The sequence below is a fragment of the Streptomyces albus subsp. albus genome (assembly GCF_000725885.1).
GTDB classification, from domain to species: domain Bacteria; phylum Actinomycetota; class Actinomycetes; order Streptomycetales; family Streptomycetaceae; genus Streptomyces; species Streptomyces albus.
Map to the genome: position 1 here is coordinate 134,565 of NZ_JODR01000021.1, position 14,292 is coordinate 148,856.

Sequence of the window (14,292 nt, forward strand, 5' to 3'; positions counted from 1 at the left end):
GGCTACCCTCGTCGCGTGAACGCATCAGCCACGACGCACATCCCCGATGACCCCTACCGTTCCGCCGAGGAAGCCGCCGCCGCGCTGCGGGCCCTGACCGGCGAGGAGACCCACGACGTGGCCCTCGTCATGGGCTCCGGCTGGGTGCCCGCCGCCGACGCGCTCGGGGTGGCCGACCACGAGCTGTCGGTCACCGAACTGCCGGGGTTCCCGCCGCCGGCCGTCGCAGGTCACGCCGGCAAGATCCGCTCGCACCGGGTGGGCGACAAGCGCGCGCTCGTCTTCCTCGGCCGTACGCACGCGTACGAGGGCCGCGGGGTCGCGGCCGTCGCGCACGGGGTGCGTACGGCCGTGGCGGCGGGCTGCAAGACGATCATCCTCACCAACGGCTGCGGCGGCCTGCGCGAGGGCATGCGGCCCGGCCAGCCGGTGCTGATCAGCGACCACATCAATCTGACCGCCACCTCCCCCATCGTCGGCGCCAACTTCGTCGATCTGACCGACCTGTACTCGCCGCGGCTGCGGGCGCTGTGCCAGGAGATCGACCCGACGCTGGAGGAAGGCGTCTACGTCCAGTTCCCCGGGCCGCACTACGAGACCCCCGCGGAGATCGGTTTCGTCCGGGCGATCGGCGGTGACCTGGTGGGCATGTCCACTGTCCTGGAGGCCATCGCGGCGCGCGAGGCCGGGGCCGAGGTGCTCGGCGTCTCGCTGGTCACCAATCTGGCAGCGGGCATGACCGGTGAGCCCCTCAACCACGAGGAGGTCCTCCAGGCGGGCCGGGAGTCGGCCGCCCGGATGGGCACCCTGCTCGCGCAGGTGCTCCAGCGGCTCTGACCTCCGCCTCGCCCCCTTCCCTTCCCACCGCGAAAGGCAGGACAGACACCATGAGCGACGGCCTGCGGGACGACGTGACCGACGCGCGGGAGGCGACCGCGGACGCCGACGCGGCGCTGCTGGCCCGGGCCCGTGACTGGCTGGCCGAGGACCCGGACCCCCAGACCCGTCAGGAGCTGGCCGCGCTGATCGAGGACGGCCGCACCGACGAGCTGCGGGACCGTTTCTCGGGCACTCTCCAGTTCGGCACGGCGGGTCTGCGCGGCGAACTGGGCGCGGGTCCGATGCGGATGAACCGTGCCGTCGTCATCCGGGCGGCGGCCGGGATCGCGGCCCATCTGCGCGCCCGCGAGGCCGACGGGGAGCAGCCCCTCGTCGTGGTCGGGTACGACGCCCGGTACAAGAGCGCCGACTTCGCCCGCGACACCGCCGCCGTCATGGTCGGCGCGGGGCTGCGGGCCGCCGTGCTGCCCGCGCCGCTGCCCACCCCGGTGCTGGCGTTCGCCGTACGCCATCTGGGGGCCGCCGCCGGGGTCATGGTCACCGCCAGCCACAACCCGCCCCGGGACAACGGTTACAAGGTCTACCTCGGTGACGGTCTGCAGATCGTGCCGCCCGCGGACGGCGAGATCGCGGCCGAGATCGCCGCGGTCGGTCCGCTGTCCGGGGTGCCGCTCGCCGACAGCGGTTGGGAGGTGCTCGGCGACGACGTGCTCGACTCCTACCTGGCGCGCACCGGTGCCGTCCTCACGGAGGGATCGCCGCGGCAGGTGCGTATCGTCCACACGGCGATGCACGGTGTCGGCCACCGTACGGCGCAGCTCGCCTTCGAGCGGGCCGGCTTCCCCGCGCCCGTGCCGGTGCCGGAGCAGGCCGAGCCGGACCCGGACTTCTCCACCGTGGCCTTCCCCAACCCGGAGGAGCCCGGCGCGATGGACCGGGCCTTCGCCACCGCCCGCGCCTGGGAGGCCGAGCACGGCGAACGGCCGGACGTGATCATCGCCAACGACCCGGACGCCGACCGCTGCGGTGTCGCCGTCCCGGACCCGGCCGCCGACGCCGGCTGGCGGATGCTCCGCGGCGACCAGGTGGGCGCCCTGCTGGCCACCCATCTGATCCACAAGCACGCCAAGGGCACGTTCGCGACCACCATCGTCTCCTCGTCGCTGCTGTCCCGTATCGCCGAGGCCGCCGGGCTGCCGTACACGGAGACGCTGACCGGCTTCAAGTGGCTGGCCCGGGTGGAGGGGCTGCGCTACGGCTACGAGGAGGCGCTGGGCTACTGCGTGGACCCCGAGGGCGTCCGCGACAAGGACGGCATCACGGCCGCGCTGCTGGTGGCCGAGCTGGCCGCGGAGCTGAAGACGGCCGGGCGCACCCTGACCGACCTGCTGGACGACCTGGACGTCGAGTACGGCGTCCACGCCACCGACCAGCTCTCGGTCCGGGTCGCGGACCTGTCGCTGATCCCCACCGCGATGGAACGGCTGCGCGGCCGGCCGCCGGTCTCGCTCGGCGGGCTGGAGGTGGCCGAGACCGACGATCTGAGCCAGGGCTCCGCCGAGCTGCCGCCCACCGACGGGCTGCGGTACCGGCTCGCGGGCGCCGACGGGATCGGCGGCGGCCGGATCGTGGTCCGTCCCAGCGGCACCGAGCCCAAGCTCAAGTGCTATCTGGAGGTCGTCGCCCCGGTGGACGGGCCGGCCGATCTGGGTGCCGCGCGGGAGCGCGCCGCGGCGGTGCTCGCCCGGTTCAAGGACGATCTGAAGCAGGCCACGGGGCTGTGAGCGCACACCGCCGGAGGCCCATCGGCTCCCGGCGGCAACAGGCGGCTGTTCCGGTGTTCGACTGTCGGACACCGGAATAGCCGCCTTTTGTCACGGGTTGTTGCGAGGTGTGGTCGTGCGTCCGCTGCCGGACCGTGCGACCGCGGAACGGAACCAGGGAAAGGCGCGACCATGTGGCACGGTGACCAGCTCGACCTCGACGCGTACCTCGCACACCTCGGGTACGAGGGCGACCGCGCGCCCACCCTGGAGACGCTGCGCGCCCTGCACCGCGCCCATGTGCTGACCGTGCGCTGGGACAACCTCGACGCCTTCCTGCGCGGGTCCGTGTCCCTGGATCTGGCCGACATCCAGGACAAGCTGATCCGCCGGGGCCGGGGCGGTTACTGCTTCGAACACATCCTGCTCTACGCGGCGGCGTTGGAGAGGCTCGGCTTCACCTTCACCGGCGTCTCCGGCCGCATCCGGATGGGGACCGACAAGATCCTCCCGGCCACGCACGCGATGCTGCTCGTCACCGTGGACGGCCGGCGCTGGCTCAGCGACATCGGCTTCGGCGCGAGCCCGCTGGACGTCATCGAACTGACCGACGGCAACGAGCCGGTCATCGACGGCCGGCGGTTCCTGCTGCGCCGCACCGAGATCACCCCCGGCGCGGACGGCTGGGTCCTGCACCACCGGGACGCCGGAGGCGGCTGGACGGCACGCCACACCTTCACGGAGAACCCCCAGTACCCGGCCGACTACCGGGTCGGCAACCACTTCATCGCCACCAGCTCCCACTCGCCGTTCGTCTCCCGCCCCTTCGTCCAGCGCATCCGGCCCGAGCGCACCGACCAACTCGACGGTCTGACGTGGACGACCACGGCCGCCACCAGTCTCTCCCCCGACGAGGAACGCCTGCTGGAGCCGGCCGAACTGCCCAAGGTGCTCGCCGACACCTTCGGCCAGGATCTGCCCGACGCGGAGGCGGAACTCCTGGTGGAGCGGACGGAACGGGCCGAGCGCGCCCGCTGAGCCGTCAGCGGCGCCGTGCGGAGCCGGCCGCCACCGCCTCGGCGTAGCCGGCCAGTGTGCGCGCGGCGGTCCAGCCCTGCCTGCGGGCCTTGGTGACGTCCAGCACCACGCCGCGGGCGAGTGCGTCCACGGCGTGCCGGGTCGGGAACGGCTCGGCACGGCGGCGCAGCAGGGAGAGTTTTTCGACTGCCGCCGCCACCGTCCGGGCGGGCAGCAGCGGAAGGTGGCCGACCCGCGCGTGCACCCCGTGAGCCGCGAGCAGGGTGCGCACCGCCTCGTCCCGGCGGTAGGGGCTCTCGTCCGCGATGTTGTAGGCGCCGGGCGGCCACGGCGCGGCGTCGTCCACGGCGGACAGGCAGGCGTCGGCGAGGTTCTCCACGGCGGTCAGGCTCAGTTCGGTGTCGCGGCCCGGCAGGAGCAGCAGTCCGCGCCGTGCCCGTGCCAGCAGCCGGGGTGCCAGGTGGCCGTCGCCGACGCCGTAGACGGCGCGCGGTCGCAGCACGACGGCCCCGGCGGCCAGGGCCAGTGCCTCGCCGGCCGCCTTGGTCAGCCCGAACACGCCGAGCCGGTCGTCCAGCGGGTGCTCCTCGCGGACGCGGTCCCGTCCCGGGGCGGGCGCGTACAGGACGGCGCTGCTCAGCCAGACGACGGGCCGGCCGGCGGCGGCCTCCAGCATCCGGGCCGTACCGGTGACGTTCACCGTCCGCAGCAGTGCGGCGGCGGGCGAGCCGGGCAGCGGGTCACCGACGGCGCCCGCGCAGTGGATCACCACGTCCGCACCGGCCAGGTCGGGGGCGCTCCCGGAGGCCGGGTCCCACGGCACGTGCCGGCCGACGGGCCCGCCGCGGCGGCCCACACTCAGCACCCGGGCCCCGCGGGCCGCCGCGGCGGCGGCAACGTACGAGCCGCAGAACCCGCCGGCTCCGGTCACTGCGACGGTCGTCGGCATCGGACCTCCTCCGGGACGCCGGGATGTGCGGCGGAACGGTTCTTCGTCGGTCCTCGGACGGTACGGCGGTCGCCGGGGGCGGCACATGAGTTGCCGTACTCAGCAAGCCGCATGCCGGCCGGCCGCGGGGCGCCGCGCCGGGGCGGGCGTCAGCCCGTGGCCAGGAGCAGGGCGAGGAGGACGGCGCCGGCCACCGCGGGGGCCAGCACCTCGAACGACCAGCGGACGGAGACCTTGCCCTGGGCCTCCTCCTCGCTCCCGTGGGTCTCGGCCAGTTCGCGCAGCTCGTCGACGGCCCGGTCGGAGGGCGCACGCTTGTGCTGCGCCTCCTCGCCGGCGGGAAGGTCGGGCACACCACGCCCGCCGAACAGACCGCCCCTGGCGACGGGCGGGTGCCCCGCGTCGATCCGCTCGTTGTGCCGCGTCGCCTTCTTCCGCGCCCGCAGGGAGACGGGAATCGACCACAGCTGGTACTTCACGCCGTCCGCGATCACTTCGCTGGAGTAGCCGGCCCGTACCGCCTCGACAGCGCCCCACGGCACGACGATGGTGCGGAACGGGTTGCGCACCCGCAGCCGCCGCTCCCCCGCGAACACGGCGGGCCGCAGGGTGAAGGCCACGACGAGCGGCACGGCCAGCAGCAGCCCGGCGAGCGCCAGCCAGGGGGTGCGGCCCTCACCGCCGAGGACGGCGTCAGCGGCGAGCCACACCCCGATGGCCAGCAGGACGATCCCGCCGGCCATGCCGGCGGGCGACCGGTAGACCCGGTCGGGAAACTGCCCGCCCCCGCTCCCGTCCGCCCCGCCGTCCGGCTCCTGACGCTTGTCCTCGCTCGTCATGCGAACGATTGTGCCCGACCGTCCGCATGGCGGACATTGCGGTACGGCATCGAAACACCCTTGGGTTCGCCCTTGCCGACGCACATCCCGGCACCCCGCGCGACGGCGGCCGTCACCATGGGAGGGGGGCGTCGCCGCGGTCCGGAGGGAGCCACCGTGCCGGCCACCGGCCGGGGCGGATCGCCTCGGAAGGGGGCGCGGGATGACGCAGTCGAGAGCCGTGACGGTGGCGCGGCTGGACGGGGCCGGTGCCGCGCGGGACGAGGGACCCTCCCGGAGCGTCTACGCCGAGGTGTTCGCGGAGCCTCCGTACGGCGAGACCGGCGACGCGGTCGCGGCGGCCTTCCGGCGGTTCCGGTCACAGACCCGGAAACCCGGCTTCCGTGCCGCTCTGGCCCGCGGGCCCGGCGACGAACCCGTCGGCATGGCGTACGGCTACCCGCCGGCCGCGGACACCCGCTGGTGGGAGGGGATGAGCGAGCCGGTGTCCGACGCGATGCGGCACGAGGACGGGCGCCGGACGTTCGGCCTCATGGAACTGGCGGTGCGCCAACGCCGGCGCGGGCAGGGTGTCGCACGCCGGCTGCACGCGGCGCTGCTCGACGGGCCGGGCACCGAGCGGGTGCTGCTCAACATCCGCCCGGACAGCGCAGCCGCCGTCGCCGCGTACCGCTCCTGGGGGTATCAGAAGGTGGGCTCGACACGGCCCTGGCCGGGGGCGGTGGTGCATGACGTGATGCTGCTCCGCCTCCCGGGCCTCCCTTCTTCCGCCGGGGAGGGCGGGGCGGGCGTCGTGGAGTGAGGGTGTGGCGGGGAGGGCCCGGGACTCACGGTGGGCGGCGTGGGGAGGCCGCCGTTCCTGCGGGGCCCCGCGAGGGGTGGGCGTCGTCGTCAGGGGTGACAGTCACTACGCGCGTAGATATGGTGCTCTGGTGAGCATGCCAACCGATGCGGCCCCTCGCGACGCGGGGAGGGGCACCCTCTCCGACGTCGCGAGCTCCGACGCCGCTCTCCGCCGCTTCCTGCACGGGCTCCCAGGTGTCGACGCGGTCGGGCTGGAGGCCCGGGCAGCGTCGCTGGGAACCCGCTCAATCAAGACGACCGCCAAGGCGTACGCGCTCGATCTGGCCATCTCCATGATCGACCTGACGACGCTGGAGGGTGCCGACACCCCGGGCAAGGTCCGGTCCCTGTGCGCCAAGGCCGCCCGCCCGGATCCGGCCGACCGCACCGCGCCCCGCGTCGCGGCGGTCTGCGTCTACCCGGACATGGCGGCCACCGCCAAGCGGGCGCTGGCCGACCTGGGCGCGGACGGCATCAACGTCGCCTCCGTCGCCACCGCCTTCCCGGCCGGCCGCGCCGCGCTGCCGGTCAAACTCGCCGACACCCGGGACGCGGTCGCCGCCGGGGCCGATGAAATCGACATGGTGATCGACCGCGGCGCGTTCCTGGCCGGCCGCTACCTCGCCGTCTTCGAGGAGATCCAGGAGGTCAAGCGGGCCTGCGGCGACGCGCACCTCAAGGTGATCTTCGAGAACGGCGAGCTGGCAACCTACGACAACATCCGCCGCGCCTCCTGGCTGGCGATGCTCGCGGGCGCCGACTTCATCAAGACCTCCACCGGCAAGGTCTCCGTCAACGCGACGCCGCCGGGCACCCTGCTCATGCTGGAGGCGGTCCGCGACTTCCGGGCGGCCACCGGGCGGCAGGTCGGCGTCAAACCGGCCGGCGGCATCCGTACCGCCAAGGACGCGCTCAAGTACCTGGTGCTGGTGAACGAGACGGCGGGCGGCGACTGGCTCAGCCCCGACTGGTTCCGCTTCGGCGCCTCCAGCCTGCTCAACGACCTGCTGATGCAGCGGCAGAAGCTGACCACCGGCCGCTACTCCGGCCCCGACTACGTAACGGTGGACTGAGCCATGACCGAACCGTCGCAGCCGGCCGCCGCGGCCCCCTCACAGCTGTTCGCGTACGCCCCGGCGCCCGAGTCCCGCGCCGTCGTCGACCTCGCGCCCTCCTACGGGCTGTTCATCGACGGCGAGTTCCGCGAGGCCGCCTCGGGCAAGACCTTCACCACGCTCTCGCCGGCCACCGAGGAAGTGCTCAGCGAGGTGGCGTACGGCGGGGAGGAGGACGTCGAGGCGGCCGTCCGCGCCGCCCGTGCCGCCTTCGGTCCGTGGTCGGCGCTGCCGGGCACCGAACGCGCCAAGTACCTCTTCCGCATCGCCCGCATCATCCAGGAGCGGTCCCGGGAGCTGGCCGTCCTGGAGACGCTGGACAACGGCAAGCCGATCCGCGAGACCCGCGACGCCGATCTGCCCCTGGTCGCGGCGCACTTCTTCTACCACGCCGGCTGGGCCGACAAGCTGTCCTGGGCGGGGCTGGGCCCCGACCCCCGTCCGCTGGGTGTCGCCGCGCAGGTCATCCCGTGGAACTTCCCCCTGCTGATGCTGGCCTGGAAGATCGCCCCGGCGCTGGCCACCGGCAACACGGTGGTGCTCAAGCCGGCCGAGACGACGCCGCTCTCGGCGCTCTTCTTCGCCGACATCTGCCGTCAGGCGGGGCTGCCAGAGGGCGTCGTCAACATCGTGCCGGGCGACGGCGCCACCGGCGCGGCGCTGGTGGCCCATCCCGATGTCGCCAAGGTCGCCTTCACGGGTTCCACCGCGGTGGGCCGGCAGATCGCCCGTACGGTCGCCGGCACCGACAAGCGGCTCACCCTGGAACTCGGCGGCAAGGGCGCCAACATCGTCTTCGACGACGCTCCGCTCGACCAGGCCGTCGAGGGCATCGTCAACGGCATCTTCTTCAACCAGGGCCAGGTGTGCTGCGCCGGCTCCCGGCTGCTGGTCCAGGAGTCGGTGCACGACGAGGTGCTCGACGCCCTCAAGCGGCGGCTGGCCACACTCCGCGTCGGCGACCCGCTCGACAAGAACACCGACGTGGGCGCCATCAACTCCGCCGAGCAGCTGGCCCGTATCTCCGAGCTGGCCGACTCGGGCGAGCAGGAGGGCGCCGAGCGCTGGAGCGCGCCCTGTGAACTGCCCGAGAGGGGTTACTGGTTCGCGCCGACCGTCTTCACCGGCGTCGGGCAGGCTCACCGCATCGCGCGCGAGGAGATCTTCGGCCCGGTGCTGTCCGTGCTCACCTTCCGCACGCCCGACGAGGCGGTCGCCAAGGCGAACAACACGCCCTACGGGCTGTCGGCCGGCATCTGGACGGAGAAGGGCTCGCGCATCCTGATGATGGCGGACCGGCTGCGGGCCGGCGTGGTGTGGGCCAACACCTTCAACAAGTTCGACCCGGCCTCCCCGTTCGGCGGCTACAAGGAGTCGGGTTACGGCCGCGAGGGCGGCAGGCACGGTCTGGAGGGCTACCTTGAGCACGCCTGAGAACACCTCCGGGACGCGCGGCGGCGCCCGGCTGTCCGTGCTGAAGACCTACAAGCTGTACATCGGGGGGAAGTTCCCCCGGTCCGAGAGCGGCAGGGTGTACGAGGTGACCGACGCTGAGGGCCAGTGGCTGGCCAACGCCCCGCTCGGCTCCCGCAAGGACGCGCGGGACGCGGTCGTCGCGGCCCGCAAGGCGTTCCCCGGCTGGTCGGGGGCGACCGCCTACAACCGGGGCCAGATCCTCTACCGCGTCGCCGAGATGCTGGAGGGCCGGCGCGAGCAGTTCGCCGCCGAGGTGGCCGCGGCCGAGGGGCTGTCCCAGGACCGGGCCCGCGCCCTTGCGGACGCGGCCGTGGACCGCTGGGTGTGGTACGCGGGCTGGTCCGACAAGATCGCGCAGGTGCTCGGCGGGGCCAACCCGGTCGCCGGCCCCTTCTTCAACCTCTCCACGCCCGAGCCCACCGGTGTGGTGGCCGTCCTCGCCCCGCAGCGCTGCTCGCTGCTGGGCCTGGTCTCCGTCCTGGCGCCGGTCATCGTCACCGGCAACACGGCGGTCCTGGTCACCTCCCGTACGGCGCCGCTGCCGGCCCTCTCCCTCGCGGAGGTGCTGGCCACCTCGGACCTGCCCGGCGGCGTCGTCAACGTGCTCTCCGGCGACACCGCTCAGCTGGCCCGTCCGCTGGCGGCGCACCAGGACGTCAACGCCGTCGATCTGGCCGGCGCCGGGCCCGAGCTGGCCGCCGAACTGGAGGCGAGCGCGGCGGAGAACCTCAAGCGGGTCCTGCGGCCCGGCTCCGGCGACTGGTCCGCGACACCCGGTCTGGAGCGGATGTCCGCCTTCCTGGAGACCAAGACGGTCTGGCACCCGGTCGGCGCCTGAACGGGCGCCCCGGCCGCCTGCACCGGCGCCCCCGGCGACCTGCCGGGATTCCCTTTCCGGGGCTGAGGGCCCCCGGCCGCACGGCTGGCCGGGGGCCCTCACTCGTGCCGGGCGGGTTCGCCGTGTCGCTCCACTCCGGGTGCCGTCCCGCCGCGGGTCACGCGCTCCGCAGGGCCTGGGGCAACTCGCCGTCGCCCGTCACCCGCACGGTGCCGTCCCGTACCGCCTCGGCCAGCGTGCGGGTGCCGTCCGCGAGGGCGGCGCAGGCGGTGGCGTCCAACTCGAGGCGGAGCCCGGCGCCTTCGGGGGCGGGGCCCTCGGCGTAGGCGGGGCCGCCTGCGGTGCCGGGGCCGAGCCGCAGATGGAAGGTGCCCTCGGGGAGGGCGACGTCCACGGGGCCCATCCGGTCCGCCAGCTCGGCCGAGAGCACGGCGTGCAGGGGTACGGCCCACCAGTGGGCGCGGACCGCGTCGGTGGGGCGGGGGGTGCCGAGGGCGGGTGCTCCCCAGGTGGCGAGGGCGGTCAGGACGGGCAGCAGGGCGCGCCCGCGTTCGGTGAGTTCGTAGACGTGGCCGGAGGCGGGCCGGGGCTGACGGCGGCGCGCGGTCAGTCCCTCGGCCTCCATGTGCTTGAGCCGTGCGGCGAGGACGTCCGTGCTCACGCCCGGCAGGTCGGCGTGCAGATCGGTGTAGCGGCGCGGTCCGGCCAGCAGTTCGCGCACGACGAGCAGCGTCCAGCGGTCGCCGACGGCGTCCAAGGCGCGGGCCACGGAGCAGAACTGGTCGTAGCTGCGGCGGGACGACCGTCCTCCCCCGGATCTGCCGGCGGTGCCGCCCGTGCCCGCCCCCGTTCCCGTCCCGCCGGTGGTGTCCGCGCCGCTCGTCGTCCCCCTTGTCGCCCCCTTCGTGGTCGCGCCGTTCGTGGTCGCGCCGTTCGTCGTTCCACCGTTCGTCGTGGCGCGTCCGGTTGACGGGGCGCGGCGTGCGCCGTCTGTTGTGGCGCGGCCGGACACGTCGTCCGTGGCGCGCTCCGTCGCGTCGCCGGTGGCGGCGCCGCCCGTCGGGCTGTTCTCGCTCGCGTGGCTCGTCGGCATGCGCGCCAGTGTAGACATGTGGTTGGACTTTCCAAGTGCCGGCTTGGTAGAACCAAGTGACCAACGTGGACCAGGAGGCGGGCGAGCATGGAGTTCCGGCAGTCGAACAAGCTCAGCGAGGTCTGTTACGAGATCCGCGGTCCGGTGATCGAACAGGCCGACGCGCTGGAGGAGGCCGGACACAGCGTGCTGCGGCTCAACACCGGCAACCCCGCGCTCTTCGGGTTCGAGGCACCCGAGGAGATCATCCAGGACATGGTGCGGATGCTGCCCCAGGCGCACGGCTACACCGAGTCCCGGGGCATCCTCCCGGCCCGCCGCGCGGTGGCCCAGCACTACCAGCAGCGCGGCTTCCCCGAGGCGGACGTGGACGACGTCTACCTGGGCAACGGCGTCTCCGAACTGGTCTCGATGGCCGTCCAGGCGCTGGTCGAGGACGGCGACGAAGTCCTCATCCCCGCCCCGGACTTCCCGCTGTGGACGGCCGTGACCACGATGGCCGGCGGCAAGGCGGTGCACTACGTGTGCGACGAGCAGTCCGAGTGGCTGCCCGACCTCGACGACATGGCCGCCAAGATCACGTCCCGCACCAAGGCCGTCGTCATCATCAGCCCCAACAACCCCACCGGCGCCGTCTACCCGCGCGAACTGCTCGAAGGCATCCTCGACCTGGCCCGCCGCAACGGGCTGATGGTCTTCTCCGACGAGATCTACGACAAGATCCTCTACGACGGCGCCGTCCACCACCACGTCGGAGCGCTGGCCCCCGACCTGGTGTGCCTGACCTTCAGCGGGCTGTCCAAGGCCTACCGGGTGGCCGGCTTCCGCTCCGGCTGGCTGCTGGTCTCCGGCCCCAAACAGCACGCCCGCGACTACCTGGAGGGCCTGGGCATGCTCGCCTCCATGCGGCTGTGCCCCAACGCCCCGGCCCAGCACGCCATCCAGGCCGCCCTGGGGGGCCGCCAGTCCATCGAGGAGCTGGTCCTCCCGGGCGGCCGGCTGCACGAACAGCGCGATGTGGCCTGGCGGAAACTGAACGAGATCCCCGGCGTCAGTTGCGTCAAGCCCAAGGGCGCCCTCTACGCGTTCCCGCGGCTGGACCCCGACGTGCACCCGATCCACGACGACGAGCGCTTCGTCCTCGACCTGCTGCTCCGCGAGAAGATCCAGGTCGTCCAGGGCACCGGCTTCAACTGGGGCCGCCCCGACCACTTCCGCATCCTCACCCTCCCCCGCGCCGACGACCTGGACGCCGCCATCTCCCGCATCGGGCGCTTCCTGGAGGGCTACCGGCAGTAGGCCGGGCGGACCGCTGGTGCCCGCGGCGGGGCACCAGCGGCCGGCTCACACGTTCGCGCTCTCCTCGCCCACCGTCGTCTGCGGGCCGTGCCCCGTGCGCACCACCGTCTGCGGCGGCAGCGTCAGCAGCCGCTCCCTGATGGAACGGACGATCGTGGGATGGTCCGAGAAGGAGCGCCCCGTGGCGCCGGGACCGCCCTGGAAGAGGGTGTCACCGGTGAAGACGGTGCCGAGGCCGGGCGCGTGCAGGCAGACGGCGCCCGGCGCGTGACCCGGGGTGTGCAGCACGGTCAGCTCCGTGCCGGCGACGGTGATCCGCTGCCCGTCGGCCAGTTCGCCGTCGGGGGCGCGGTCCGGGTGCGTCATGTCCCACAGCACCCGGTCGTCGGGGTGGAGCAGCACCGGGGCGCCGGTGCGCTCCGCCAGCTCGGGGGCCGCGTCGATGTGGTCGTTGTGCGCGTGGGTGCACACGATCGCGCGCAGCGTCCGGCCGCCCACCGCCTCGGCGATGGCGTCGGCGTCGTGCGCCGCGTCGATGACGACGACCTCGTCGTCGTCCCCGACCAGCCACACGTTGTTGTCCACCTGGTGGGTCTCCCCGTCGAGGCGGAAGACGCCGCTGGTGACGAGGTGGTCGATACGGGCGGCCATCACAGCACCACCACCGAACGCAGCACGTCACCGGCGTGCATCCGGTCGAACGCCTCCTCCACCTGGTCGAGCGCGATCGTCTCGGTGACGAAGGCGCCCAGGTCGAGCCGACCCTGGAGGTGCAGGTCGATCAGCATCGGGAAGTCCCGGGAGGGCAGACAGTCCCCGTACCAGGACGACTTGAGCGCGCCGCCCCGCCCGAAGACGTCCAGCAGCGGCAGCTCCAGCTTCATCTCCGGCGTCGGCACGCCCACGAGAACGACGGTGCCGGCCAGGTCACGGGCGTAGAACGCCTGCTTGTACGTCTCCGGGCGGCCCACCGCCTCGATGACGACGTCCGCGCCGAAGCCGCCGGTCAGCTCGCGGATCGCGGCCACCGGGTCGGCCGTAGAGGAGTTGACCGTGTGCGTGGCGCCGATCTTCTCCGCCGTGGTCAGCTTCCGGTCGTCGATGTCCACCGCGATGATCTTCGCCGCGCCCGCCAGGCGCGCACCCGCGATGGCGGCGTCCCCCACACCGCCGCACCCGATGACGGCCACCGTGTCCCCCCGGGTGACGTGCCCGGTGTTGATCGCGGCACCGATGCCCGCCATGACGCCGCAGCCCAGCAGCCCGGCGACCGCCGGGGAGACCGACGGGTCCACCTTGGTGCACTGGCCGGCCGCCACCAGCGTCTTCTCCGCGAACGCACCGATGCCCAAGGCCGGCTCCAGAGCCCGCCCGTCGCTCTTGAGGGTCATCTTCTGCTCGGCGTTGTGCGTGTCGAAGCAGTACCAGGGCCGGCCGCGCTTGCAGGCCCGGCACTGGCCGCACACGGCACGCCAGTTGAGGATCACGAAGTCGCCCGGGGCCACATCGGTCACCCCCTCGCCGACCGACTCCACGACACCCGCCGCCTCGTGCCCGAGGAGGAAGGGGTAGTCGTCACTGATCCCGCCCTGCTTGTAGTGCAGGTCGGTGTGGCACACGCCGCACGCCTGCACCTGGACGACGGCCTCGCCGGGCCCCGGGTCGGGCACGACGATGGTCTCGACCCGCACCGGTTCGTTCCTGCCCGGCGCCACGACCCCGCGTACTTCCTGTGCCATACGTGAGGGCCTCCCTTTCCACTCGATGCATCGGGTCCCTCGGGTGCTTGGTGCCCCTCGGGCGCGAGGCGCCATTCTCCCTGTCCAGGGGCGCTTTCCGGGAGGGGCGGGTGCGGGCCGCGCCGGGCGATTTCCCGCCGGGGTCCCGCCGAGGGCCCGCCGAGGTTCTGCGGGGGTGCCGCCGTAGCCCCGCCGCAGCCGGAAGCCGCCCTCCACTTCCGCACGCACCTTCGAACGAGCGGGGTCCATGACGGACAATCGTTGCCCGTGACCGACTCCAGCGACCTTCGCGACGCACCCCTGAGCGCCCCGCCGGCCCGGCCCCTCCCCGCGACCGCCGCGACCACGGCCTCCGCCGCCGGGGCGGCCACGGCCTCGTCCGCCACCACGGCCTCCACCGCCACCGCGACAGCGGCCTCGTCCGCCACCGCGACCGCGGCGGCATCCGCCGTCCCGGCCG

General features: G+C 73.6%; 13 protein-coding genes. 8 read left to right on the forward strand and 5 right to left on the reverse strand.

Annotated elements, in window-relative coordinates; translation table 11 throughout:
- Positions 1-15: 15 nt before the first annotated feature.
- The 3 genes from IO40_RS0124105 (at position 16) to IO40_RS0124115 (ending at position 3,641) form a co-directional block, all read left to right on the forward strand.
- Positions 16-837, forward strand: a complete 822-nt coding sequence (locus IO40_RS0124105) for a purine-nucleoside phosphorylase (protein ID WP_016469400.1) — start codon at positions 16-18, stop codon at positions 835-837.
- 50 nt (positions 838-887) lie between these two features.
- On the forward strand, positions 888-2,624 hold the full coding sequence (locus IO40_RS0124110; protein WP_234335597.1) for a phospho-sugar mutase: 1,737 nt from the start codon (positions 888-890) through the stop codon (positions 2,622-2,624).
- A 171-nt stretch (positions 2,625-2,795) separates the two neighbouring features.
- A complete protein-coding gene (locus tag IO40_RS0124115; protein ID WP_031176113.1) occupies positions 2,796-3,641 on the forward strand; it encodes an arylamine N-acetyltransferase family protein in 846 nt (281 codons plus the stop codon).
- A gap of 4 nt (positions 3,642-3,645) precedes the next feature.
- On the opposite strand, the gene IO40_RS0124120 is transcribed toward IO40_RS0124115, so the two are convergent.
- Positions 3,646-4,590 carry an NAD-dependent epimerase/dehydratase family protein gene (locus IO40_RS0124120; protein ID WP_031176114.1) on the reverse strand — a complete coding sequence of 315 codons (945 nt, stop codon included), beginning with the start codon at positions 4,588-4,590 and terminating at the stop codon, positions 3,646-3,648.
- Positions 4,591-4,739: 149 nt separating this feature from the next.
- The gene (locus IO40_RS0124125) at positions 4,740-5,429 is read right to left on the reverse strand and encodes a PH domain-containing protein (RefSeq protein ID WP_016469396.1); all 690 of its coding nucleotides are present in this window, start codon (positions 5,427-5,429) and stop codon (positions 4,740-4,742) included.
- Between the two features lie 202 nt (positions 5,430-5,631).
- Between IO40_RS0124125 and IO40_RS0124130 the strand changes: the two genes are divergently transcribed.
- The 4 genes from IO40_RS0124130 to IO40_RS0124145 all read left to right on the forward strand — a co-directional run bounded on the left by IO40_RS0124130 (position 5,632) and on the right by IO40_RS0124145 (position 9,701).
- On the forward strand, positions 5,632-6,231 hold the full coding sequence (locus tag IO40_RS0124130) for a GNAT family N-acetyltransferase (protein ID WP_031176115.1): 600 nt from the start codon (positions 5,632-5,634) through the stop codon (positions 6,229-6,231).
- 136 nt (positions 6,232-6,367) lie between these two features.
- On the forward strand, positions 6,368-7,345 hold the full coding sequence (gene deoC, locus IO40_RS0124135; protein ID WP_016469394.1) for a deoxyribose-phosphate aldolase: 978 nt from the start codon (positions 6,368-6,370) through the stop codon (positions 7,343-7,345).
- 3 nt (positions 7,346-7,348) lie between these two features.
- Positions 7,349-8,821, forward strand: coding sequence for an aldehyde dehydrogenase family protein (locus IO40_RS0124140; protein ID WP_031176116.1), 1,473 nt, complete (start codon positions 7,349-7,351; stop codon positions 8,819-8,821).
- A complete protein-coding gene (locus IO40_RS0124145) occupies positions 8,808-9,701 on the forward strand; it encodes an aldehyde dehydrogenase family protein (protein ID WP_041968690.1) in 894 nt (297 codons plus the stop codon). The genes IO40_RS0124140 and IO40_RS0124145 overlap by 14 nt, the downstream gene beginning before the upstream one ends.
- Before the next feature lie 157 nt (positions 9,702-9,858).
- Here the strand turns inward: IO40_RS0124145 and IO40_RS0124150 are convergent, their stop codons facing one another.
- Positions 9,859-10,470: a winged helix-turn-helix transcriptional regulator gene (locus IO40_RS0124150; protein ID WP_041968691.1), complete on the reverse strand. Its 612-nt coding sequence runs from the start codon at positions 10,468-10,470 to the stop codon at positions 9,859-9,861.
- Positions 10,471-10,881: 411 nt separating this feature from the next.
- On the opposite strand from IO40_RS0124150, the gene IO40_RS0124155 reads away from it, so the two are divergent.
- Entirely contained in the window at positions 10,882-12,093 is a 1,212-nt protein-coding gene (locus tag IO40_RS0124155) for a pyridoxal phosphate-dependent aminotransferase (RefSeq protein WP_016469390.1), read from the forward strand.
- A gap of 45 nt (positions 12,094-12,138) precedes the next feature.
- On the opposite strand, the gene IO40_RS0124160 is transcribed toward IO40_RS0124155, so the two are convergent.
- Together IO40_RS0124160 and IO40_RS0124165 are read right to left on the reverse strand one after the other, a co-directional pair.
- On the reverse strand, positions 12,139-12,744 hold the full coding sequence (locus tag IO40_RS0124160) for an MBL fold metallo-hydrolase (protein ID WP_031176117.1): 606 nt from the start codon (positions 12,742-12,744) through the stop codon (positions 12,139-12,141).
- Positions 12,744-13,832 (reverse strand): S-(hydroxymethyl)mycothiol dehydrogenase, encoded by a 1,089-nt coding sequence (locus IO40_RS0124165; RefSeq protein WP_031176118.1) that lies wholly within the window; start codon positions 13,830-13,832, stop codon positions 12,744-12,746. Before IO40_RS0124165 ends, IO40_RS0124160 begins: the two co-directional genes overlap by 1 nt.
- Between the last annotated feature and the right edge of the window lie 460 nt (positions 13,833-14,292).

What these genes read in the sequence shown, in the direction of transcription:
- IO40_RS0124130 (WP_031176115.1), top strand. Translation starts at nt 5,632, where the DNA reads ATGACGCAGTCGAGAGCCGTGACGGTGGCGCGGCTGGACGGGGCCGGT.
- IO40_RS0124115 (WP_031176113.1), top strand. Translation starts at nt 2,796, where the DNA reads ATGTGGCACGGTGACCAGCTCGACCTCGACGCGTACCTCGCACACCTC.
- IO40_RS0124140 (WP_031176116.1), top strand. Translation starts at nt 7,349, where the DNA reads ATGACCGAACCGTCGCAGCCGGCCGCCGCGGCCCCCTCACAGCTGTTC.
- deoC (WP_016469394.1), top strand. Translation starts at nt 6,368, where the DNA reads ATGCCAACCGATGCGGCCCCTCGCGACGCGGGGAGGGGCACCCTCTCC.
- IO40_RS0124110 (WP_234335597.1), top strand. Translation starts at nt 888, where the DNA reads ATGAGCGACGGCCTGCGGGACGACGTGACCGACGCGCGGGAGGCGACC.
- IO40_RS0124160 (WP_031176117.1), bottom strand. Translation starts at nt 12,744, where the DNA reads ATGGCCGCCCGTATCGACCACCTCGTCACCAGCGGCGTCTTCCGCCTC.
- IO40_RS0124120 (WP_031176114.1), bottom strand. Translation starts at nt 4,590, where the DNA reads ATGCCGACGACCGTCGCAGTGACCGGAGCCGGCGGGTTCTGCGGCTCG.
- IO40_RS0124155 (WP_016469390.1), top strand. Translation starts at nt 10,882, where the DNA reads ATGGAGTTCCGGCAGTCGAACAAGCTCAGCGAGGTCTGTTACGAGATC.
- IO40_RS0124165 (WP_031176118.1), bottom strand. Translation starts at nt 13,832, where the DNA reads ATGGCACAGGAAGTACGCGGGGTCGTGGCGCCGGGCAGGAACGAACCG.
- IO40_RS0124125 (WP_016469396.1), bottom strand. Translation starts at nt 5,429, where the DNA reads ATGACGAGCGAGGACAAGCGTCAGGAGCCGGACGGCGGGGCGGACGGG.